The organism is Agrobacterium sp. GW821-FHT14E08 (assembly GCF_058803865.1).
Genome location: NZ_JBXAPJ010000003.1, coordinates 102,726 through 124,281 on the forward strand (window position 1 = coordinate 102,726; position 21,556 = coordinate 124,281).

General features: G+C 59.4%; 16 protein-coding genes. 8 read left to right on the forward strand and 8 right to left on the reverse strand.

The features are described 5' to 3' along the window. Positions 1 to 116: 116 nt before the first annotated feature. The 4 genes from AC1ROR_RS13240 to AC1ROR_RS13255 form a co-directional block, all read right to left on the reverse strand. Positions 117 to 1,355: a TadE/TadG family type IV pilus assembly protein gene (locus AC1ROR_RS13240; protein WP_035225029.1), complete on the reverse strand. Its 1,239-nt coding sequence runs from the start codon at positions 1,353 to 1,355 to the stop codon at positions 117 to 119. A gap of 166 nt (positions 1,356 to 1,521) precedes the next feature. Then, entirely contained in the window at positions 1,522 to 2,403 is an 882-nt protein-coding gene (locus tag AC1ROR_RS13245; protein ID WP_498589671.1) for a transglutaminase family protein, read from the reverse strand. A gap of 4 nt (positions 2,404 to 2,407) precedes the next feature. Further along, entirely contained in the window at positions 2,408 to 4,813 is a 2,406-nt protein-coding gene (locus tag AC1ROR_RS13250; RefSeq protein WP_035225027.1) for a circularly permuted type 2 ATP-grasp protein, read from the reverse strand. Position 4,814: 1 nt separating this feature from the next. Then, positions 4,815 to 8,141, reverse strand: coding sequence for a transglutaminase family protein (locus tag AC1ROR_RS13255; RefSeq protein ID WP_498589672.1), 3,327 nt, complete (start codon positions 8,139 to 8,141; stop codon positions 4,815 to 4,817). Between the two features lie 72 nt (positions 8,142 to 8,213). On the opposite strand from AC1ROR_RS13255, the gene AC1ROR_RS13260 reads away from it, so the two are divergent. Together AC1ROR_RS13260 and AC1ROR_RS13265 are read left to right on the forward strand one after the other, a co-directional pair. Beyond that, positions 8,214 to 8,450, forward strand: a complete 237-nt coding sequence (locus AC1ROR_RS13260; protein ID WP_498589673.1) for a hypothetical protein — start codon at positions 8,214 to 8,216, stop codon at positions 8,448 to 8,450. After that, positions 8,435 to 10,261, forward strand: coding sequence for an ABC transporter ATP-binding protein/permease (locus tag AC1ROR_RS13265; protein WP_498589674.1), 1,827 nt, complete (start codon positions 8,435 to 8,437; stop codon positions 10,259 to 10,261). The genes AC1ROR_RS13260 and AC1ROR_RS13265 overlap by 16 nt, the downstream gene beginning before the upstream one ends. Before the next feature lie 27 nt (positions 10,262 to 10,288). On the opposite strand, the gene AC1ROR_RS13270 is transcribed toward AC1ROR_RS13265, so the two are convergent. After that, the gene (locus AC1ROR_RS13270) at positions 10,289 to 10,483 is read right to left on the reverse strand and encodes a hypothetical protein (RefSeq protein ID WP_035225254.1); all 195 of its coding nucleotides are present in this window, start codon (positions 10,481 to 10,483) and stop codon (positions 10,289 to 10,291) included. Positions 10,484 to 10,657: 174 nt separating this feature from the next. On the opposite strand from AC1ROR_RS13270, the gene AC1ROR_RS13275 reads away from it, so the two are divergent. The 4 genes from AC1ROR_RS13275 to AC1ROR_RS13290 all read left to right on the forward strand — a co-directional run bounded on the left by AC1ROR_RS13275 (position 10,658) and on the right by AC1ROR_RS13290 (position 15,410). Beyond that, on the forward strand, positions 10,658 to 11,047 hold the full coding sequence (locus tag AC1ROR_RS13275) for an acyl-CoA thioesterase (RefSeq protein ID WP_035225019.1): 390 nt from the start codon (positions 10,658 to 10,660) through the stop codon (positions 11,045 to 11,047). A 168-nt stretch (positions 11,048 to 11,215) separates the two neighbouring features. Then, on the forward strand, positions 11,216 to 13,459 hold the full coding sequence (locus AC1ROR_RS13280; RefSeq protein WP_498589675.1) for a polysaccharide deacetylase family protein: 2,244 nt from the start codon (positions 11,216 to 11,218) through the stop codon (positions 13,457 to 13,459). Positions 13,460 to 13,657: 198 nt separating this feature from the next. Then, the gene (locus AC1ROR_RS13285) at positions 13,658 to 14,698 is read left to right on the forward strand and encodes a four-carbon acid sugar kinase family protein (RefSeq protein ID WP_498589676.1); all 1,041 of its coding nucleotides are present in this window, start codon (positions 13,658 to 13,660) and stop codon (positions 14,696 to 14,698) included. Between the two features lie 4 nt (positions 14,699 to 14,702). Further along, positions 14,703 to 15,410, forward strand: coding sequence for a FadR/GntR family transcriptional regulator (locus tag AC1ROR_RS13290; RefSeq protein ID WP_035225015.1), 708 nt, complete (start codon positions 14,703 to 14,705; stop codon positions 15,408 to 15,410). 47 nt (positions 15,411 to 15,457) lie between these two features. Here the strand turns inward: AC1ROR_RS13290 and AC1ROR_RS13295 are convergent, their stop codons facing one another. Genes AC1ROR_RS13295 through AC1ROR_RS13305 form a run of 3 tightly spaced genes read right to left on the reverse strand, consistent with a single transcriptional unit; the run spans position 15,458 to position 18,731 of the window. Further along, positions 15,458 to 16,585: an iron-containing alcohol dehydrogenase gene (locus tag AC1ROR_RS13295; RefSeq protein ID WP_498589677.1), complete on the reverse strand. Its 1,128-nt coding sequence runs from the start codon at positions 16,583 to 16,585 to the stop codon at positions 15,458 to 15,460. Next, positions 16,582 to 17,538, reverse strand: a complete 957-nt coding sequence (pdxA, locus tag AC1ROR_RS13300; protein ID WP_498589678.1) for a 4-hydroxythreonine-4-phosphate dehydrogenase PdxA — start codon at positions 17,536 to 17,538, stop codon at positions 16,582 to 16,584. Before pdxA ends, AC1ROR_RS13295 begins: the two co-directional genes overlap by 4 nt. Next, positions 17,535 to 18,731 carry a sialidase family protein gene (locus AC1ROR_RS13305; protein ID WP_498589679.1) on the reverse strand — a complete coding sequence of 399 codons (1,197 nt, stop codon included), beginning with the start codon at positions 18,729 to 18,731 and terminating at the stop codon, positions 17,535 to 17,537. Before AC1ROR_RS13305 ends, pdxA begins: the two co-directional genes overlap by 4 nt. A 322-nt stretch (positions 18,732 to 19,053) precedes the next feature. Here AC1ROR_RS13305 and AC1ROR_RS13310 point away from each other — a divergent pair, with 322 nt between their 5' ends. After that, a complete protein-coding gene (locus AC1ROR_RS13310) occupies positions 19,054 to 20,562 on the forward strand; it encodes an ABC transporter substrate-binding protein (RefSeq protein WP_498589680.1) in 1,509 nt (502 codons plus the stop codon). A gap of 76 nt (positions 20,563 to 20,638) precedes the next feature. Continuing rightward, complete coding sequence (locus AC1ROR_RS13315) at positions 20,639 to 21,553, forward strand: ABC transporter permease (RefSeq protein ID WP_003506052.1); 915 nt, start codon at positions 20,639 to 20,641, stop codon at positions 21,551 to 21,553. Positions 21,554 to 21,556: the final 3 nt, after the last annotated feature.

Here is a 21,556-nt window from a genome sequence, read left to right on the forward strand (position 1 = left end):
GCCGCCGCTGTCACCTGCCGCGCACGCCTTGCCAGCCATGCAGCCGGACAGGATCGCCAGGAAGCATCGCTCCTTGCAAACGAGGCCGTCTCAGGGCCTCGCTCGCCGAATTTTCATCAGTTGGTCAGTGTGGCTATGCTGCCGGCAGCCTTGCGGGCGATTTCACCGAAGGCGGTGACGATCTGCTCCATATTTTCCGGCGCGTAATAATTGTCGAGGTTTGAGGCGCAATATTGCAGCAGGGATTTGCCCTTGTCCGGCGCCATGAAAGCCACGCTGAAAATCTTGATGCCGTCCTTTTTGGCCGTATCGCAGGTGTTGCGCACCGTCTGGTCGATAGTGGAGTTCCAATTGGCGCTGTACCCCGTCATTTCGCCGTCTGTCATGAGGACGATGTAACGCTCGAAGGATTCGCTTTTCTTCGCCTTGTGGGCGTTCGCTTCGGTTGTATTCGCCTTTTTCAGGGCGGCGTAAGCGGCGTTCAGGCCGCTCGTGGCGTCCGTGCCACCGGATGGAAATTCCGGGATGTTTTTGTCCACATAGCTGACAACGCCGCTCGTACCCCAGTTGATTGCCTGAGCCGCGTAGCTCTCGTGGGTGTAAACCGAAGCACCTGTTCGAACGAGCTGGGAACCGCCACTAAGGGCAGAGGTAGGATCGGCCTTGTTCAAGGTGGCGACGAGAAAGCCGACTGCGGTTTTCAACGATGCGGCCTTGTTAACGTAGCAGGGCGATGTGTTCTTGAGATTGGGATAGCTGCCCCAGTTATCGGACGTGTAGTTCTGGCACGACGTTTTTTTGGTGTCGACGGTATCGGTCTTGAAGGACATCGAACCCGAGCGGTCCAGCACCAGATACATGGAAATCGGCGCGCCCTTGTTGACCGTGCTCTTTGCGGTACCGGTTGCCGAAACTTCAAGTGTTTTTACCCCGACTAATCCAAGCAGGGGATTGAGCTGTATCTCGCGGTTGATCGTGGTCTCGATTGTGTAAGTCTTGCCACGGGTATCTTCCGTCGTACCGACATTGATTGGCGAATTCTTCTCGATTGCCTTCTTCTCTTCCTCCGTCAGGTTCTTTTCCAGCTGGCTGGCGATGAAGGCCTTGGCGATCTCCTTGATTTGTTCGTCGGTCAGTGCGCCTTCCTTCAAACGAGCCTCGGTCGCCGCCGCAAGGGCCGCTGAATCCGCCGTATTCTGCAAGTCCGCTTTCACCTGCATCACATTCGCCAGCTCCATGCCGGCTCCGGCAAACCCCAGCAGCACCGGCAGCAATATTGCCGTCATGATGCCGAAATTACCGCTCGTATCGCTAAAGAAACGGCGCTTCAGTTTTTGATGTGAGGAGGCGGTCATGACAGGGCTCACCGATTGGAATATACGACTGAGCGCAGGAAACCCGTAAACGATGTAAAATCCGCTAACGTTATGGGTTCAATTTTATGCAGCGTTCAAATTGGTGCAGTTTTTGAAGTATTTTCAAGAATTGGTTTGTGCAAAGCTCGAAATAACACACCCTGCGTCATTGCTGGACGGGGATGACGTCAACGGCCTGCTTTATCTGCTGGTTGCCATAGCTCTTTAATACCCCGATCACCGGCGCGACGTCGGAATAGTCCCGGCCATAACCGACAACGATGTGGTCGCTTCCGGCCACGATGTCATTGGTGGGGTCGAGTTCCAGATAGCCGGTGGCCTCGCCGCACCAGATGCGGACCCAGGCATGCATCGCATCGGCGCCTTCCAGGCGTTCCTTGCCCGGCGGCGGAATGGTGCGCAGGAAGCCGCTGACATAACCGGCGGGAATGCCGAGGCTGCGCAGCGCCATGATCATGATATGCGAAAAATCCTGGCAGACGCCGCGTTTCAGCTTGAAGGCTTCGGACGGTGTCGTATCCACGGTCGTCGCCTCACCGTCATAGGTGAAGTCCTTATGGATGCGCTTGCACATTGCAAGCGCGATTTCGCGAATGGTCATTCCGGGTTTCAGCAATTCCCGCGCATAGGCCGAGATCGCCGCATCCATCCCTATTCTCGGGCTGGTGCCGATGAAATGGTGCGGCGACTGGAAATCGAGCGACCAGACATCGGCAAGATCTTGCGGCAACCTTGAAAGCTCCGGTGAAAAATCGGCCGTCAGGGCCGCCGCCTCGACCATCACACGCGCCTGCATGCGGATATCCAGCTTCTCATGCGGCGCGCGCAGATGCACGGAGGTGGCCGATTGATGGAAGAAGTCGTCGAAAACGACGCGTTCTTCCGGCACAGGAGAAACATCGAGAGATCCGGCGACAAGCCGCTGCCGGCCGGGGATGGACAAAGGCAGGACACGGATGATGTGCCGCGCACCATGGGCCGGTGTGTCGTAGGTGTAACCCATATGCAGGGAAAGATCGTAAAGCATCGATTTATCCGAGATAGGTTCGGGCGAGAACATCGGACAAATGTTCCATGTCCGTTTCGAGCTGGCGATAAATCGCGCCGTTCATGTTTTCCGGCGTCATGACGGCAAGGCCGGAATGCAGCCGCATCGCCTCGCGGTAAAAGGGCGACATCTGCCCGTTTACAAAGGCGTTCGGAAGCTGTTCCACCTCGGTGCGGATCTCGTTCAGCTGAAACAGGATGGACCGTGGGTTGAGCGGATCAAGCGCCAGGAGATCGGTGACGGTCAATCCCGCCGTGCTGACATTATAGCGGCGGCGATGGGTCATGACGCTGTCGCCGATTTCCAGCAGCATGTCATAGGATCCATCGGGCGCATCGGGTCCGGTCATATGGCCGAGTAGCCGCGTCATATGCAGACCACGTTCGAGATAGCGGCCGATTGACAGGAAACGCCAGCCGGTGAAACGATACATGTTTTCGTGCACGAGACCGGCAAAGCCGGCAAGCTTGCGCAATAGGATCGTCATGGCGTGCGTTGCGTCGTCGCCAGGCGCCACCTTGGCGTGGAACCGGCGGGCGGTTTTGGCAAGGTCGTTCAGCGCCAACCATCCATCCGGTGAAAAGCGGTCGCGGATGTTGCTGGCGGAATAAACCGCGCTGTTGATATTATTCAGCAGGCTTTCCGGCACGGCATCGTTCATCTCCACATCCAGCGCTTCGAGATAACGCGTCACATGGGCAAGCAGCGGCTGGCGCGGATCGGCCGATTCGGCATAACGCCCGTGCCAGGCACGCAGGATGCGCAATGCGCCTTCCGATCGCTCGATATAGCGACCGAGCCAGAAGAGGTTGTCAGCGGCCCGGCTTGGCAGGCTGCCCGGCATGTTGCGGGTGAAGCTCTCTTCCGCCGGCAAAAGCGTGGTGCGTTCCACCGGCTTGTCACTGACGATCCAGACATCCGCCGCACTGCCGCCCGATTGCATGGCGATGGCGGACACGTCGTTGCTGCTGCCGATCCGCGCAAAACCGCCAGGCATGATCTGCCAGCCATCCTGGGTGCGGGCGGCAAAAACGCGAAGGCTCATCGGGCGAGGCACGAGCTTGTTGTCGACATAGGCCGGCGTGGTGGAGAGTGTGACCACCTCCTGGCCGACCAGCCTGTGGCCGTCCGAGGCGAGCCAGTCGCTGATCGATTCCTTCGCCGTTTCACGCAGGGAAGAGCCCAGCACCGATTGGCCGTTGTCGTCGAAGAAGGGAAGCCGGGAATAGGCCGGACCGATAACCATGCCTTCGATGTTGCCGGCAACGTGGCGTCGTTCCGATTCCTGCCCGCACCACCAGGTCGCGATCGATGGCAGCTTCAGGTCTTCGCCAAGAAGGTGGCGGCAGACTCGCGGCATGAAAGAAAGCAAGGCTCGCGTTTCGAGAATACCGCTGCCAAGCGCATTGACGATGGTGAGCGCCTCGTTGCGCAGCGCCTGCACCATGCCGGGCGTGCCGATATGGGACTGCTGGTTGAGTTCCAGCGGATCGGAATAGGAAGCGTCGAGACGCCGCCAGAGCACACCGATCGGCTTCAGCCCGGCCACGGTTCTGACCATGACACGGCCGTTGACGACGGTCAGATCCTCACCCTCGAGCAGCATGAAGCCGAGATAACGGGCTATATAGGCGTGTTCGAAATAGGTTTCGTTGGCGGGTCCGGGCGTCAGCACCGCGATACGGTCATCGGGATGTTTTCTGTGCGCCTGCAATGTGTCGCGGAAAGCGCCAAAAAACGAGGCGAGACGGTGCACATGGGTTTCCGCATAGATGTCGGACAGGGCACGCGTGGTCGCCACCCGGTTTTCGAGCGCGAAACCCGCGCCCGAAGGCGCCTGCGTCCTGTCGGCCAGCACCCACCAGTTTCCATCAGGTCCACGCCCGATTTCAAACGAGCAGAAATGCAGATAGTGGCCGCTTGCCGGTTTTACGCCGACCATCGGCCGCAGATATTCCGGATTGGAGGCGATCAGCGCCGGCGGCACGTAACCTTCCTTCACCAGCCGGTTTTCGCCGTAAAAATCGGCGACCATGGCTTCGAGAAGATTGGCGCGCTGTTTGAGCCCCTCGGAAAGAACCGCCCATTCCCTGTCGTCGATCAGCACCGGAATATGGGAGATTGGCCAGTTTCTTTCGCTGCTGCCCTTGCCGTAATCGCGGTAGAACACGCCCGCATCGCGCAGATAGCGGTCGGTGCGGGCAAAGCGTTCATGCAGTTCGCGCTCAGACATGCGCGAGAGTGCGCCGAGCAGGTTCTTCCAGACCGGCCTGACCTTGCCATTGGTGTCGAGCATTTCATCCGCCACGCCCGGCAAGGTGGAATAATCAAGCCCGCGCGGTTGCGCGCTCGTTTCCGTCTTGCGTTCCGTTGCCGGGGCTTTGGACAATTTAAACTCCGTATGGCCGACGCAGATCAAGCGTCAGCGGAAATTCTGGCGACACGGTTTCCGCATGAAGCGGATATTGCCCTGCCGTATGCCCCCATGGTTCGAAACGGGCGAGGCGGCGTGCCTCCGCTTCGTTGCCGTTGACGGGAAACGTCTCGTAATTGCGCCCGCCCGGATGAGCAACATGGTAGATGCATCCGCCGATCGATCGCCTCGACCATGTATCATAAATGTCAAAGGTCAAGGGTGAATTGACGGGCAGAACGGGATGCAGGCCGGAGGCGGGCTGCCATGCCTTGAAGCGGACACCGGCAACCGCCACGCTGCGGTTCTCCGTTGTCGCAAGCGGAACCGCGCGTCCGTTGCAGGCGACGGTGTAACGGGACGGATTGGATGTTTCGAGGCGAACCTGCAGGCGTTCGACGGAAGAGTCGACAAAACGCACGGTTCCCCCGATGGCGCCCTGTTCGCCCATCACATGCCAGGGTTCCAGAGCCTGGCGCAATTCCAGTTTCGCGCCCTCATATTCCACTTCGCCGAAGAAGGGGAAACGGAATTCCTGCTGGGCGGTGAACCATTCCGGCTTCAGGTCGAAGCCGTTTTCCCTGAGATCGGCAAGCACATCCAGAAAATCCGCCCAGATATAATGCGGCAGCATGAAGCGATCGGCGAGCGCCGTGCCCCAGCGCACGAATTTACCACCGGCTGGGTTCTGCCAGAAGCGGGCAATGAGGGCGCGCACCAGCAATTGCTGGGCAAGTGACATGCGGGCATTCGGAGGCATTTCGAAGCCACGGAATTCCACAAGGCCGAGGCGGCCGGTTGGTCCGTCCGGCGAAAACAGCTTGTCGATGCAGATTTCGGCCCGGTGGGTGTTGCCCGTGACATCCGTCAGGAGGTTGCGGAAGAGGCGGTCGACCAGCCAGGGCAGCGGCGGCACGCCCTCCCCGGGGGCAGGAACCTGCGAAAGCGCGATTTCCAGCTCGTAGAGACTGTCGTGACGGGCTTCGTCGATGCGTGGCGCCTGACTTGTCGGGCCGATGAACAGGCCGGAGAACAGATAGGAAAGGGACGGATGCCGCTGCCAGTGCAAAACGAGGCTTTTCAGAAGATCGGGCCGGCGCAGGAAGGGGCTGTCATTGGGGTTGGCGCCGCCCACCACCACATGGTTGCCGCCACCGGTGCCGGTATGGCGGCCATCGATCATGAACTTGTCTGCGCCGAGACGCGTCTGGCGCGCTTCATCATAGACCGCGGTCGTGATGTCGACGCAATCCTTCCAGCTGGAGGCGGGGTGGATATTGACCTCGATGACGCCGGGATCGGGCGCGACGCGAATGACATTGATGCGCTCATCATGCGGCGGCGCATAACCTTCGATGTGAACGGGCAATCCGAGATCGGCCGCCGCAGCTTCCGCCGCTGCAATCAGTTCGAGATAATCCTCGATGCGTTCGACCGGCGGCATGAAGACGCAGAGCCGGCCATCGCGCGGTTCCACCGACATGGCGGTGCGCACGGCACCGCCAATTTCGCCGAGTGTCTGCTCGACGCGTTCCTGGGCCGCGACTCCATCCGCATGGAAAGAGGCTTCCGGCATGGTGCGTCCGGAAGGTTTGAATATGTCTGGAAGCGGCCCTCGCGGGATCGAGGGGTCGGCCTCGTGGATATAGGGATAGGCGGATGGCGGCACATAAGGCAATGTGCCGAGCGGCAGGCGATATCCCACCGGGCTGTCGCCCGGAACAAGGAAAATCTTGCCGCGCCGTGTCTTCCATTTCTCGCTGACCCAGCGCTTGCCGTTGGCCTTGGCGTTCCAGGCTTGCACCGGAAGAATATAACCCGTCGGTGTCGTCAGGCCGCGTTCGAAAACACGGGCAATACGGTTTCGCTCCTCGGGGTCCTTCAGTTTCGAATTGGATGGGTCAACATTGTCGGGAAGGCTGCCTTCCTTGATGATCCATTCTGCCGGATCCTCATAGGCCGGCAGCACCAGTTCCCTTTCAATGCCAAGGTGGGTGGCGATGCCGCTGAGCAGCTTCTGCGCATCTTCGGCCTTGACCCCGGCATCTGCCCCCTCTTCAGCGATCAGCGCCGGGTCCTGCCAGATCGGCATTCCGTCTTTCCGCCAGTAAAGCGAAAAGGTCCAGCGCGGCAGGCTCTCGCCGGGATACCATTTGCCCTGCCCGTAATGCAGAAAGCCGCCAGGGGCGAAACGTTCGCGCAGGCGGCGGATCAGGGCGTCGGCCTTTTCGCGCTTCGTCGGTCCAACCGCGCCGGTGTTCCATTCGTCGGATTCGAAATCGTCGATGGAAACGAAGGTCGGCTCGCCGCCCATGGTCAATCGCACGTCGTGAGCGTCCAGAACCTGATCGACCTTTTCGCCGAGTGCGTTGAGGCTCTCCCAGCTATCATCGGAAAATGGCCTGGTGATGCGCGGGGTTTCGGCGACGCGCCGAACCTGCATGTCGAAAGCAAATTCCGTGTTGGCCTCGCCGAAATAGCCGCCGGAAATCGGTGCGGCGTTGCGGTAATGCGGTGTCGCTGCCAGCGGAATATGGCTCTCGCCGGTCAGAAGTCCGGAAGTGGGGTCAAGGCCGATCCAGCCGGCGCCGGGCATATAAACCTCTGCCCAGGCATGCAGATCGGTAAAATCCACCTCGGTTCCAGAGGGGCCGTCGAGCGCCTTGAGATCGGGTGTCAGCTGAATGAGGTATCCGGACACGAACCGTGCGGCAAGGCCGAGGTGCCTCAGAACCTGCACCAGCAGCCAGCTGGTGTCGCGGCACGATCCCTTGCCGGAAGCCAGCGTTTCCTCAGGCGCCTGAACCCCCGGTTCCATGCGGATGACGTAGCCGATTTCCTGTTGCAGACGGGCGTTGAGACCGACGACCATATCGACTGTCGGCTGTCCGGGCGCGCGGTCGACGGTGGCCATGAAGGCTGTGAACAGGGGGCCGGTCGGCTCCGGTTTCATGTAGATGGACAGATCCTCCCGCAGTTCCTGCGGATAATCGAACGGCCACTTGGTCGCTTCTTCCTCGACGAAGAAATCAAACGGGTTGTAAACCGTCATATCGGCGACAAGATCGACCTCGATCTTGAACTCCGTCGCCGGCTCGGGAAAAACGAAACGGGCGAGGTAGTTGCCGTAAGGGTCCTGCTGAAGGTTCACGAAGTGGTTGGAGGGAGAAACCTTGAGCGAATGGCTGATGACGCGGGTTCTGGAATGGGAGGCGGGCTTTAATCTTATGATCTGTGGTCCAAGGCGAACCGGATTGTCATATTTATAATGCGTCAGATGATAGATGCTCGCTTTGATCGCCATTAATCTGCCTTGCCCGGTTTTTCCGGTTTATGCGGTTTATCCGCCCCTCTGAAATTATTCGGATTTTGTGCAATGCAGGAAAAGAAAGCAAGGATCATTTCCAGGGGCTATCGCATTGTTGGTGCAGGCCGCGATGTTTGCCCGCACAAAGAATTGTCCGGGCTTTTCAACCGTACCCGCGGGGATTTCGACAGGATTGTGGACAAGGTCCAACGGCGTGTTATTGCTTGGCATCGCAAGACGCAGGGTCGCGGCCCGCTTTCTTTGCCGACTGACGTTTCGGAATGGAATGAATGGCAACCACGGTGACCGACGATCAGCGCAAGAGCGCGGCCAACCTTTCGGGCTTCGACCTCGATTTTCCTGCGCAGCTGCGCATGATGGGGCGTGCCTTCTGGACGTCTCCCGTGCGCAACCGGCTGATATTGCTGTCGATCGCCCTTTTGACGGTGATATTGCTCACCGCCTATGGGCAGATCAGGCTGAATGAATGGAACGCCCCGTTTTACAATGCGCTGGAGCGGCGCGATCTCGACGCCTTCCTTCACCAGCTTGAGGTTTTCGCCATCATTGCCGGGCTGCTGCTGCTGCTCAACGTCATTCAGACCTGGCTCAACCAGATGACGGCGCTGAACATGCGCGAGGGTCTTGCCAAAGACATGGTGGATCAATGGCTGAAACCGGGTCGCGCTGCGCGCCTTGCCGGATTCGGCACCATTGCGATCAATCCGGACCAGCGGCTGCATGACGATGTGCGCAACCTGGCGGAAAGCAGTACGGCGCTTTCCATCGGCCTTGTGAATGCGACGATCCTGCTCATCAGCTTTATCGGCGTTTTGTGGTCACTTTCGGCGGGTTTCTCCATCACCATCAATGGCGATCTCGTCCCCATTCCGGGATACATGGTCTGGGCGGCGATCCTGTATGCGGGCTCGGCGTCTCTGCTCAGCAACCTTGTCGGCTATCGTCTGGTTGGGCTCAATGCAGAGCGTTATTCAAAAGAGGCCGAACTGCGCTTTTCCCTGATGCGCGCCAGTGAGAATCTGGCGGCGATTACGCTTGCGCGCGGCGAAAAAAACGAGCGGCGGCGGATTGGCGTCGACATCGATGCGGTACTCGGCGTAATCCGCGGATTGGCCATGGCGCTCACCCATCTCACCTGGGTGTCTTCCGGCTACGGCTGGTTGGCGGTCGTCGCGCCCATTCTCATCGCCGCGCCGGTTTATTTTTCCGGAAACCTGACATTTGGCGGCCTGATGATGGCCGTTGGTGCTTTCAACCAGGTCAATACGGCTCTTCGCTGGTATATCGACAATTTTGGGCCGATCGCCAGCTGGAAGGCCACATTGCAGCGCGTTTCGGTGTTTCGCAACGCCCTGATCCAGATGGACAGCGTCGAACAGCATGGGCTGGCGATCGATCTTCAGCGAAGCGCCGACAACGGAAAAATCCGTCTTCAGTCGGTCATTATCTGCCGCGATGCAGGCGGGCAGGATCTGGAGCGGGGTTTCTGGCTGCGCGAGGGCGAGGTTGAAATCGGTCCCGGCGATCGTCTGATGATCAATGGCGAGCAGGGCGTGAACCGGCGGCTACTGTTTGCTGCCATGGCGGGCCTGTGGCCATGGGGGCAGGGCAGGATAGAAATGCCCGAACAATCCGACACGCTTTTCATTGCACAGCATGGTTATCTGCCGACCGGCACGCTGCGCGAAATTCTTGCCTATCCGCGTGCCCCACAGCGGTTTACCGAGGAAGATTATGTCGCGGCGCTCACCGCATGCGGGCTTGGCGAGATGGCTCCCCGTCTCGATGAAAATATTCGCTGGGACAAGAGACTGGATTCGGATGAGCAGGCGAGCATCCGGATTGCCAATGCCCTGTTGCTCAAACCGAAATTCATCGTCATCGACGATTTGCTGGAAGGGCTGGAAAAACAGACGCAGGATACGCTGGCCGAGGTTCTGCACGGTATTGAAGGTGTGGCGATTGTCTATATCGGCCGGTCAGAGACGTTCCTGTCGGTACTATCTCCGGCCGTGGCCCATCTGGACCATGCCCCTGCAAAAGACCATGCCCCTGCAAAAGAAAGTCTGTTGAAGCCGGATATCGCTCCGCAATAGGGGCGCGGTATCACAGGTCTTGCCGGCTCAGAGCCGCAAGTGCCATTTTTCCGAATCGAGCCGCTGTTGTTTGGCAAGGCTTATGGTGTTGCCCGGCCCTTCCTGCGAGCGCAGGAAGAGGGTACCGGTCGCAAGGCTGATGGCGACGACGCCGGCGACCGCCAGAATGATGCGGTCGTAGCGTTGCTGTATCGCGTTGTTTCCACTCCAGTCATAGGCCATTTGCACGCCCTCGCGTTTTTTGGAATCGTGCCCCATCATGGTTAACCGAAGCTTACGATGGCCTTGTGATTCCTTGCTGTTTTGGAAGGGCTGCCGCGAAAAATCGGCTATTGGCTGATGGCGCGCGGTTGTTTAAGTCCGGCGGCGGGAGGTTTGTGAAAAGGATTTTGAGAGATGGACCAGCAACCGCCCGCAGATATGGAACTCACGCTCAGAACGCTTGCCATGCCGGCGGATGCCAATCCGGCCGGAGATATATTCGGCGGCTGGGTGATGTCGCAGATGGACCTTGCCGCTTTCGTCCGCGCCAACGATGTGGCCGGCGGCCGTACCGTCACCGTGGCGGTCAATGAGATCGTCTTCAAGAAACCGGTCAAGATCGGCGATACATTATGCGTCTACACCAGGATCGAAAAGGTCGGGCGTACCTCCGTCACGCTCAAGATCGAGGCCTGGACCCGCAGGCATTATCAGGATTCCCGGGAAAAGGTGACGGAAGCCGTCTTCATCATGGTTGCGGTGGATGACAATGGTGAGCCGCGCGCCGTCCGCAAAGAGGCGTGAGGCGGTATTCGCGCGAAGCAGAGTCCGGAGCGCTTGCTTGCAACAGGTTGAAAGAGCAAGGCGCTTCGGTTCCCGCAATTCGATCTGCCGCGGCTCAATACTTTAGAAATATCCAATTTATTTAACAATTTTTGCGATCAAGGTGTGGAGTAGGACGGGGATCAGACTTTGACCATTCCAGGAGTTGTTATTGTTGGGGGCGCTCACGGCACGCTTGCCCTTGCCCGCAGCCTTGGCGCCCTGAATGTGCCTGTGCACTATCTCACACATGATTCACCCCTGCCGGGCTGGTCCCGCTTCGTGCGGGAAACGATCCGCTGGTCAGGTCCGCGCGATGCCGGAGCAATATCGTTTTTGCGTGAAATGGCCACGAAGCATGACCTTAGAGGCTGGCTTCTGGTGCCTTCGGGAGACGGTGAGGTGCAGCTCGTTGCGGAACATCGCGAGGAGCTTTCCGCCCTTTACAAAATTGTCCTGCCGGACTGGACGTCCCTTAAATGGTTGTGTGAGAAACCGCTGCTCTACAGGCGTGCGGCGGAACTTGGTGTCAGCTTTCCCCGCACCTATGCCCTGACATCTGCCGATGACGCCGATGCGCTGGACATGACATTTCCCGTTATCCTGAAGCCGAACATGGGTGGCGGCGACACCGTGATTTCGCGGGCAAAGGTCATCCGCGTCGATGACCGGCAGGCGTTGAAAGCCGCCTTTACCGAGGCGAGCGGCGAGATCGGCGCCGGCAATGTCGTGGTGCAGGAGCTTATTCCCGGCGGAGGAGAAAGCCAGTTTTCCTATGCGGCGCTCTGGCGGAACGGTGAGCCGGTTGCCGAATTCACCGCCCGGCGCACGCGCCAATATCCAGTTGATTTCGGTTATACCAGCACTTGCGTTGAGGTTGTCGATAATGCCGATGCAATCGATGCAGCCCGGAAAATATTGAAGTCGGCCGGTCACAGCGGGTTGGTCGAGGTGGAGTTCAAGCGGGACGGCAGGGACGGATCGCTGAAACTTCTCGATGTCAATCCGCGCCCGTGGTCCTGGTTCGGCCTGTGTTCGGCAGCCGGTATCGATCTTGGCGCCCTGCTGTGGCAGGTCGCCAATGATGTGTCGACCGATCAGGCCGTGCGCGCACGGCAAGGCGTATCCTGGTCCTATCTCGTCCGTGATGCCGTTGCGGCATTCACGTTGAACCGGCGTGGTCAGACGGGTATCGGCGATTATTTCACCTCGTTACGGAAAATCCGCAGCTGGGCTGCCTTTGCGACCAACGACCCCTTGCCGGGACTGATCGATCTGCCGCTCACGGTCTGGAGAGTCATAAAAAAACGGGTTTTACCCGGCCTGAATTCACGCCAATCGGCAGGGATGCTGCTGAAGTCGGTGAAACGCTCCCTGAAATACGGGGCGATACGGGCAGGGCTGGAGGTGAGCTCCCTCCCTGCGGTTCGTTCGGCCTTTCCATCCTTTACCGGGCGTGGCGTTATCTTCACGCTGCACCATGTTCGCCCGCACGAAGAAACATTAGCTTTTGCGCCCAATGCGCATTTGTCGATCACGCCGCAATTTCTGGAAGAGGCGATAGAGGCTGCCCTTGAATGTGGTCTGGTTCCCGTTCATCTGCACGATCTGCCGGGCCTGCTTGCCGATAATTCCGAAAGGAGGGCCTTTTGCGCCTTCACGCTTGACGACGGTTATCGCAACAATGCGGAATATGCCGCCCCGGTCTTCCGCAAATTCGGCGTTCCCTATACGATTTTCATCACGCCGGGCTTTGTCGAAAGGACGCGCAGCGTGTGGTGGGAATCCGCGGCCGTACTGACGCAAAAAGTCACGTCGTTTGACTTTGATTTCGGATCCGGGCCCGAACACGTCAAATGCGCCAGCCTTTCGCAAAAAGCGGAAGCATTCACACGTCTTGAAAATTTCGTTCAGACCACAGCAGAGGATGAGGCGGTGGAGCGGATTGACCATGTCGCGAGGCAACACGGTATCGATCCCATCGCGATCGTGGATGAACTCGTCATGGATGCGGCAGAACTGAAGGCGCTGTCGCATGATCCCCTGGCTCACCTTGGCGCACACACCATGACGCATGTGAACATGCGCAGGATCGATGCGGCGCGTCTTGCTGACGAGATCGAGAAATCGACGCACCGGGTGGAGGCCTATGTTGGCCGTCGGCCTCAGTCCTTTTCCTATCCTTATGGCTGGACAAAGGCCGCCGGAGAGCGTGAGGCGAAGGCGGTGTTTAACGCGGGTTTTCCCGTGGCGGTCACCACGCAGGCCGGTGTGCTGGGGCCACATAGCCTTGAAAAGCCGATGCTGCTGCCACGTGTATCGCTGAACGGACATTTTCAGAAAAAGCGATTTGTCAAAGGGCTGATCTCCGGCCTGCCCTTCCGCTTCCTGTAACGACGAAACCTGCTCGTTTACGTCTTCCCATGGCGCTGCCTGTGATGGTGCGGCCCGAGGCTGCGCGTCCCGTTCCAGATTCAGCCCTCATCCAAATATTCAAGTAGCGCCTATTTTTGTTATTCACATGTTGTTATCTATTGATTATAAATAAATTTCTCGAAGAGAAACATTACAACTTTTCTGAAGGCCTTGCCCGTGCTGTTGATTATTGCCGACGATCTGACCGGCGCGCTCGACGCAGCTGCCCCCTTTGCCGGGCGCGGGCTTGCAACCGAGGTTGCTATCGGCCTTGATGGCGTCTGCGCAGCGCTTGCGGATGCGCCGGAGGTTCTCAGCGTCAATCTGGGATGTCGTGATGGAGAGGCCGATGAAGCGTACCGCCTCACCCGGCAGCTTTTGGGCTTGGTTCCTGCCGATATTGTCTTGTTCAAGAAGATCGATTCCCGCCTGAAGGGACATATCGCGGCGGAAATGGATGCGATTTCCTATCGGCATGCGCTTGTCGCTCCCGCCATTCCGGATTTCGGGCGCGTTGTCATTAATGGGGCGGTGTCCGGTTTCGGTGTCGATGGCACCATTCCGGTCCGTGAAAGGCTGAGTCAGCATACTGGCCGCTGCACGATACCCGATACCCGGTCGCAGGCGGAGATGAGTGAGGCTCTTGTTGCCGGACGGGCAGAAGGCGTTGATCTCCTGGTGGGTGCGCGCGGGCTTGCCGAGGCGCTGGCCGAGACGATGACGGGAAGAGCGGTGTCTGAAGCGGCAACCATTCGTTCGGGCAATGGGCTTTTTGTCATCGGGTCGCGAGACCCGATCACCGTCGGACAGATTGAAGTCCTGAAGGGTGAGGGGTTGGCGTCTATTGTCGACGCGCCCGGTGGCGCAGTCCCTTCTGAGGCACAGGCAGGTTCCCGTTTGACGCTCATTCAGGCGACGCAGGGAACGGACGATCTTTCGCCGCTCGACGTTTCCGAACGGCTGGGGCAGGGGGTCGTTCCACTCTTTACCGCCGGGGCTGCCACGCTGCTTTTGTCAGGCGGGGCCACGGCCGAAGCCGTGTTGCGTGCCATGGGCATTTCGCGTCTGCGTCTTGCCGGCGAATGCCTGCCCGGTCTTGGGGTTGGCTGGTCCGGTGACCAATGTATCATTGCGAAATCCGGCGGTTTTGGGCAAGCTGACACGTTGAAACGGATCGCGAAAATGATGCTTGGCGATAATGACGCTGGAGAGAGCTGACCAGATGGGGCTGATGAAAGAAACGGCGCGCAAGGCACTTCCGGACATTATTTTCGAGAGAATGCATCGGGCGATCAAATCCGGTGCCTATAAGCCGGATGAACGGCTGCCGACCGAACATGAACTGGCCATGGAATTTGAAGTCTCGAGGCCGGTTGTTCGCGAGGCGCTGCGGCGGCTGCGTGAGCAGGGGTTCATTTATTCCCGCAGAGGCTCCGGCAGCTATGTCCGGGCCTTCGGCCTGCGCGAACCGCTCGGTTTCGGGCAATTGGAAAATGTCGCGGACCTTCTGAACTGTTACGAATTCCGGCTGACGCTGGAGCCTGCCGCCGCCGCTGCGGCGGCGCTGCGACATGATGGCGAGAGGCTAGCAGCGATCAAAAAGGCGCTCGAGCTGATGCGGGACGCCACCAATCGCCAGTCCCACCGCGAGGATGCCGACTATCAGTTTCACCTCGCCATCGCACGGGCGGCAAGGAACAGCTATTTCTCTACCGCGATGGAGGCCCTGAAAGATCATATCGCAATGGGGATGAAGTTCCACGGCATGTCGGTGAAGCGTGAGGCGTCAGGCCTTGCCCGTGTTTTTGCCGAGCATGAGGCGATTGCAAAGGCGATTGCGGAAGGGGATGCGGAGGCGGCCCGCCAGCTGATGCTTCAGCATCTGACGGGATCGCGTGACCGCCTGTTTGAGTCTTCGCACGCGGATTAAGGAAGCCGCCGCAGACCGATGCGCGGGAGCGCGCAACGGATTTCCGCTCAGAAGGCGCGGCGGTAAATACCGAGCACGTCTTCAAGGCTCATATCGACCGGATTATTATCCATCAGTCGGCGGATGGCATACGCATCCTCAGCGTAGCGGGGAAGATCGGCCTCAATCGCGCCATGCCTCGCAAGCGACATTTCGATACCGAGCCCTGCACAGAAATCCGTTGCCGCCTTGCGCAGATCATCAGGTGAAAGATGTTCGCGAAGCCCGAGCGCTCCCGCCACTTCTGCCGTCTTCGCCGAAACTGAAGGCTGGTTGAAGGCCAGAACATGCGGAAAGACGATGGCGTTTGCCAGCCCATGCGGCAGGTTAAGAAGCGTGCCGAGCGGATAGGCGATGGCGTGGCCCGCCGCCGTATTGACCGGGCCGAGGCAGATGCCGCCATAATAGGAAGCGAGCATCATGCCTTCCCGCGCCTCAGTATCCGCGCCATCGCGGACGGCTCGCGCCAGATATTTTCCGACCAGTGCAAAGCCCATGCGGGCGAAACCGTCGATCATCGGATGGGCCTTGCGGTTGGTGAAGGCTTCGACGCAATGGGCCATGGCATCCACCCCCGTTGCCGCCGTTACGGCCGATGGCACGGAATAGGTGAGTTCCGGATCAAGCACGGCGAAATCCGCGATCAGATGAGGGCTTTCGACCGCGATCTTGCTGCCTTTCACCGGGTCTGTGATGAGCGAGCGGATGCCGGCTTCCGAGCCGGTGCCGGCGGTGGTGGCGATCTGCACCAGCCGTGTGTCGCGCCCGGCAACCCTGTTCGGCCCGGCCACATCCGCGAGCGTCTGGCCGGAATTCCAGAGCGCCGCAACCAGCTTCGCGACATCCATTACCGAGCCGCCACCGAGGCCGATGACGAGATCGGGTTGGGCAGCGCGCGCCGCGGCAAGGGCTGCATCGAGCGTTGCGGTGTCGGGCTCGCCGGGAATGGCGTCGAAGATCGTGAAAGGGCCCTGCAATTGCAGCCGTTCGGCAAATTTTGCCGTCAACGGTGTGGCGATAATCAGGGTCGATGCGGTTTTTCCCGCCCAGGTGCCGACCTGTGAAATGGTGCCAGCGCCAACGGCGAGTCGTCGTGGCTGGTGGATGAGAATGGGAGCTGTCGACATGATGCTCATTCCTTCCGCTCCTTGCCCGCCACGAGCCTGCGCGCATAGGCGATCGCCTCTTTCATGTTGCCGTGATTGGCGATGCCTTTGCCGGCGATATCGAAAGCTGTGCCGTGATCGACGGAGGTGCGGTCTATCGGCAGATCGACGGAGACATTGACGGCGGTGTCGAAAGCGACAAGCTTGATCGGGATATGGCCCTGATCGTGATATTGCGCGACGACGAGATCGAAAGCGCCGGAATAAGCTCGATGGAAAACGGTATCGGCGGAAATCGGTCCCTGCACCTCGATGCCTTCGGCGCGTGCGGCAGCGACCGCCGGTGAGATCTGGTCGTCATCCTCGGTGCCAAACAGGCCGTTTTCACCACAATGTGGATTGATGCCGGCAACCGCGATGCGCGGTTGATTGTACCCGATACGTTTCAGATGCGCGTTGCCGGCGCGGATGGTGGCCAGCACCCGCTCCGTTGTCGCCCGGCGAATGGCCTCCTGCAGGGATACGTGGGTGGAGACGTGAATGACCTTCAGCCGTTCGGAGGCGAGCAGCATATAGGCGGCGGAGGAGCCGGTAAGGCTGCGCAACATGCCGGTGTGCCCGTCATAATGATGACCGGCGAGATTCAGGGCTTCCTTGTTGATCGGTGCGGTGACGATGCAGCCGATTGCGCCCGCTTCAGCATCGCGAACGGCCTTTTCGATAAAGCGGAAAGCGGCGTCGCCGGCGACTGGCGACAATGTACCCCAGGGCAGCGGCGCGCCCTCCACGGGCAGGTCGACCGTGTGCTGAGAAAGATCGATATCAACGCCGAGCGCATCCCGCGCCGCTTCCAGCGTGGCGAGGTTGCCGTAAATCCGCGTCGCCGCGCGATCCGGGGCGGACATTTCTGCGAGCGCCCGCACCGTGATCTCCGGGCCGACGCCGCAGGGGTCGCCCATGGTGATGCCAATGATGTTGCTCATCTTTGTCTCCCGTCGTTCTCGTTAGCCCAGCCGGGCGCCAGCCGGACATATTTGATTGCGCGGCGATGATAGGTGTAGCTCGCATGCAGCGTACCGTCCGGCGCTTCCAGAAGCCACGGATAGGACATTTCCAGATTGCGTCCATCGGTCGAATCGTTCGAAAGGCAGGTGCCCGGCCCGTCTTCGATCAGGATCCGGGTGGTAAAACTGCGCCCGTCATCATCGGACAGGCAGATCGAAACCGGCGCGCGCGGCACGCCCCAGACCGGCACACAGCCACCGCTCGGATCGGCATCCGGCCTGTCGTCTTCCTCTCCCAGCTCGTCATAAAGCGAGGCGCGGCGGTCGCTTGACTGCGCGGCGTTGACGGGGTTGCAGATCATGGCCAGCCTGCCATCGTTCAGCCTGATGATCGCAATGGAGGAATTATTGTTGGGCACATCGGTCGGCTGCGGCTTTGACCACGAGCGGCCGCCATCGGCGCTTTCCGTACGATAAACGAAATCGGCCTGACGGCGGCGGAAGAGGGCGGCGTAGCCCCCATTCGTCACAGCGACCGGGCTCATATGCACGCAGCCGGTCGATTCCTCCAGCTCCTGCAATTGCCAAATCGCGCCATTGTCCGTGGATATGCCGAGCGCTGCCGTATCGTGGCTGCCGTTCCATTTCTGGCCGGGGCGCTGGATGCAGCGGAAGATCGGCAGCAGCCAGGCGCCGTCATCGCGGATGCGCAGCGGCGCGCGGATAAAGCACCCCTGCGGAAGATCGAGAAAACGGCCTTCCTCGGCGGACAGCTTTTCCGGTATTGCCGAGTCGCGTGTGACCCGCGCCATGCGAATGCGGCATTCATCCTGATTGCCGGAGGGCTGGGCTGTGTGAAACAGCCAGAGAACGCCATCCGGCGCGGTGAAGAGAACCGGGTTCTGTTCGGAATGGGCGGGGTCGTAGCTCAGGCGCTGCGGTGGTCCCCAGTGGGTTGCACCCGCTGTCAGCACGGATGCGAAAATCGAAATATCCGATTTTCCTTCCAGCGTGCCGCCAAACCACGCGCAGAGCAGGGTGCCGTCATCCAGTAGGTGCAGGAAGCTCGCATGGTTCTGGATCATGGGCGACGGCAGGAACGCTTCCTGCCGGTCTTCCGACACGGCATGGATGGCTCCGGTCATGGCGTGAGCGATGTCATCAGGGGTCATCGTGGTCTCCTCTTATCCCGATGAAAATGACATATTAAAAAAGTTGTCAAGTTTATTTGATAAAAAAAGAGGGTCTGTCGTTTTTGGTTTTTTGAATTAACCTTTTGTTTTTAAATGATAAAATTAACAGATTTGACCTGAATAAAAATTGCGTTCGAAAAATAAATTGACAAAAAATGCGATAACGTCGATGCTCTGCTTACGGGTGGAGGAGACAATCATCCGCATGTCATGCTCCTCAATGCAGGAGACGGGGATTTTTCAGATGCCCCTTGCGGCGCGCCGCCATGTTGCTGAATTCTGAATCTGGGAGGAGAACGGAATGAAGAAGTCATTGATTGCGGGCGCCCTTGTCTTGGGTTCCCTCAGCGCCGCGGTTTCGCCGGCGCTCGCGGCATCGGGGCCGATCAAGATCGTGCTGGCGGAAGAGGCGGACCTGCTCGAGCCCTGCATGGCGACCCGCTCCAATATCGGCCGCATCATCATGGAAAATGTCAGCGAGACGCTGACCGAGCTTGATGTGCGTGGCAAGAAGGGTGTTCAGCCGCGCCTTGCCGAGAAGTGGGAGCAGAATGCCGACGGAAGCTGGCGTTTCCATCTGCGTGAAGGCGTGAAGTTTTCCGACGGCACGGCATTCGATGCCAAGGACGTCAAGCACAGCTTCGAACGCATCATGAGCGACAAGAACGCCTGCGAATCCCGTCGTTATTTCGGCGGCATGACGGTGACCCCGTCGATCGTTGACGACCACACGATAGACTTCAAGACCGACCCGGCGCAGCCCATTCTGCCGCTCTTGATGTCGCTCGTCACTATCGTTCCCGAAGAAACCAAGATGGAATTCATCCGCGAGCCTGTTGGCACCGGGCCTTACAAGCTGACCAACTGGACACCGGGCCAGCAGATTGTGCTCACCGCACGCGACGATTATTGGGGCGCCAAGCCGCAGGTGACGGAAGCGACCTATCTTTTCCGCGCCGATCCTTCGGTTCGCGCCGCCATGGTGCAGACCGGCGAAGCCGATCTTTCACCTTCCATTTCGCAGCTCGACGCTACCAATACGAAGACCGACTTTTCCTATCTCGACAGCGAGACCGTCTATATGCGTCTCGATCACAATATTGCGCCGCTGAACGATGTGCGGGTGCGCCGCGCACTCAACCTTGCCATCGACCGGCAGGCCTTCCTCGGCACGCTGGTTCCGGAAGGTGCCGTGCTGGCCACCGCGCTCGTTCCGCCGACCACGCTTGGCTGGAACCCAGACGTCAAGGTCTTCCCCTATGACCCCGAGGGTGCAAAAAAGCTGCTCGAGGAAGCCAAGGCTGCCGGTGTGAAGGTGGATACGCCGATCACCATCATCGCACGCACCGCGAATTTCCCCAACGTCACCGAGATCATGGAGGCGATCCAGCAGCAATTGCAGGATGTCGGCTTCAAGATCGACCTGAAATTCGTGGAAGTGGCCGAGCACGAAAGCTATTACTCCAAGCCATTCAAGGAAGGCCGTGGACCCCAGATCGTCGCCGCCATGCACGATAATTCCAAGGGCGACCCGTCCTTCACCATGTTCTTCAAATATGCCACCAAGGGTACCCAGTCCGGCTTCTCGGACAAAAAGGTGGACGATCTGATCGAACGTGCATCCGCAGCCGTGGGTGACGAACGCGCCAAACTCTGGTCGGAACTCATCGCCTATCTGCACGACGATGTGGTGGCGGAGGTGCTGCTGTTCCACATGGTCGGCTTCTCCCGCGTCTCGGAACGGCTGGACTTCAAGCCCACCATCGCCACCAACTCGATGCTGCAGCTCTCGGAAATCGGCATCAAATAAGACCCCGCGTCTTGTCAATTGAGAAGCGGCGGCGCGGCGAAAGCTTCGCCGCCGCATTGAAAAACCGGAGGCAACCATGCTGAGCTTCATCCGAAAACGTTCCGTTGCGAGCCTGATCTCTCTGATCGGCCTCATCGTCATGGTTTTCTTCCTGTCCCGCCTGACGGGGGACCCGGCCGCACTGTTTCTGCCGGTGGAAGCTTCGGAAGAGTTGAAGCAGCAGTTCCGGGCGCTGCACGGGCTGAACGATCCGCTGATGGTGCAATTCCTGCGTTATGCGGGCGATGTGATGACGGGTGACCTCGGCGAATCGCTCAGGAAAGCTCGCCCAGCGCTGGATGTGGTGCTGGAGGCTTTCGTCTGGACGCTGTGGCTCGCGGTCATCACCATGTCGCTCGTTACCACCGCCGCCATCGTCGTCGGTTCGCTTGCGGCTTTCCGCTCCGGCGGCTTTTTCGACCGCATGGCCTCGAGCATCTCGCTCATCGGTGCATCCGTTCCGGATTTCTGGCTGGCGATTGTCGCTATCGTCGTATTCTCCGTCAATCTCGCCTGGCTGCCCACGTCGGGCACGGGTTCCGTGCTGCACTGGATATTGCCGATTGCAGTCCTGTTCGTGCGCCCCTTCGGCATTATCGTGCAGGTGGTGCGCGGCTCGATGATCGGCGCTTTGTCCTCGGCCTATGTCAAAACGGCGCGCGCCAAGGGCGTGAAGTCGGGTCCGATCATTTTCATCCATGCCCTGCGCAACGCCATGCTGCCGGTCATCACCGTCATTGGCGACCAGGCGGCAAGCCTTCTGAACGGTGCCGTCATCGTCGAAACGATCTTCGGTTTTCCCGGTGTCGGCAAGCTGATGATCGACTCCATTCTTCAGCGCGATTTCAACGTCGTGCTGGCCGCCATTCTCGTCACCGCGCTGGCGATCTTCCTGATGAATCTTCTGATCGATATCGCCTATGCGCTCCTCGATCCGCGCATCCGGCACTGAGGA

What these genes read in the sequence shown, in the direction of transcription:
- AC1ROR_RS13260 (WP_498589673.1), top strand. Translation starts at nt 8,214, where the DNA reads ATGCAGGAAAAGAAAGCAAGGATCATTTCCAGGGGCTATCGCATTGTT.
- AC1ROR_RS13290 (WP_035225015.1), top strand. Translation starts at nt 14,703, where the DNA reads ATGGGGCTGATGAAAGAAACGGCGCGCAAGGCACTTCCGGACATTATT.
- AC1ROR_RS13310 (WP_498589680.1), top strand. Translation starts at nt 19,054, where the DNA reads ATGAAGAAGTCATTGATTGCGGGCGCCCTTGTCTTGGGTTCCCTCAGC.
- AC1ROR_RS13245 (WP_498589671.1), bottom strand. Translation starts at nt 2,403, where the DNA reads ATGCTTTACGATCTTTCCCTGCATATGGGTTACACCTACGACACACCG.
- AC1ROR_RS13240 (WP_035225029.1), bottom strand. Translation starts at nt 1,355, where the DNA reads ATGACCGCCTCCTCACATCAAAAACTGAAGCGCCGTTTCTTTAGCGAT.
- AC1ROR_RS13295 (WP_498589677.1), bottom strand. Translation starts at nt 16,585, where the DNA reads ATGAGCATCATGTCGACAGCTCCCATTCTCATCCACCAGCCACGACGA.
- AC1ROR_RS13265 (WP_498589674.1), top strand. Translation starts at nt 8,435, where the DNA reads ATGGCAACCACGGTGACCGACGATCAGCGCAAGAGCGCGGCCAACCTT.
- AC1ROR_RS13305 (WP_498589679.1), bottom strand. Translation starts at nt 18,731, where the DNA reads ATGACCCCTGATGACATCGCTCACGCCATGACCGGAGCCATCCATGCC.
- AC1ROR_RS13270 (WP_035225254.1), bottom strand. Translation starts at nt 10,483, where the DNA reads ATGGCCTATGACTGGAGTGGAAACAACGCGATACAGCAACGCTACGAC.
- AC1ROR_RS13315 (WP_003506052.1), top strand. Translation starts at nt 20,639, where the DNA reads ATGCTGAGCTTCATCCGAAAACGTTCCGTTGCGAGCCTGATCTCTCTG.
- AC1ROR_RS13255 (WP_498589672.1), bottom strand. Translation starts at nt 8,141, where the DNA reads ATGGCGATCAAAGCGAGCATCTATCATCTGACGCATTATAAATATGAC.
- AC1ROR_RS13275 (WP_035225019.1), top strand. Translation starts at nt 10,658, where the DNA reads ATGGACCAGCAACCGCCCGCAGATATGGAACTCACGCTCAGAACGCTT.
- pdxA (WP_498589678.1), bottom strand. Translation starts at nt 17,538, where the DNA reads ATGAGCAACATCATTGGCATCACCATGGGCGACCCCTGCGGCGTCGGC.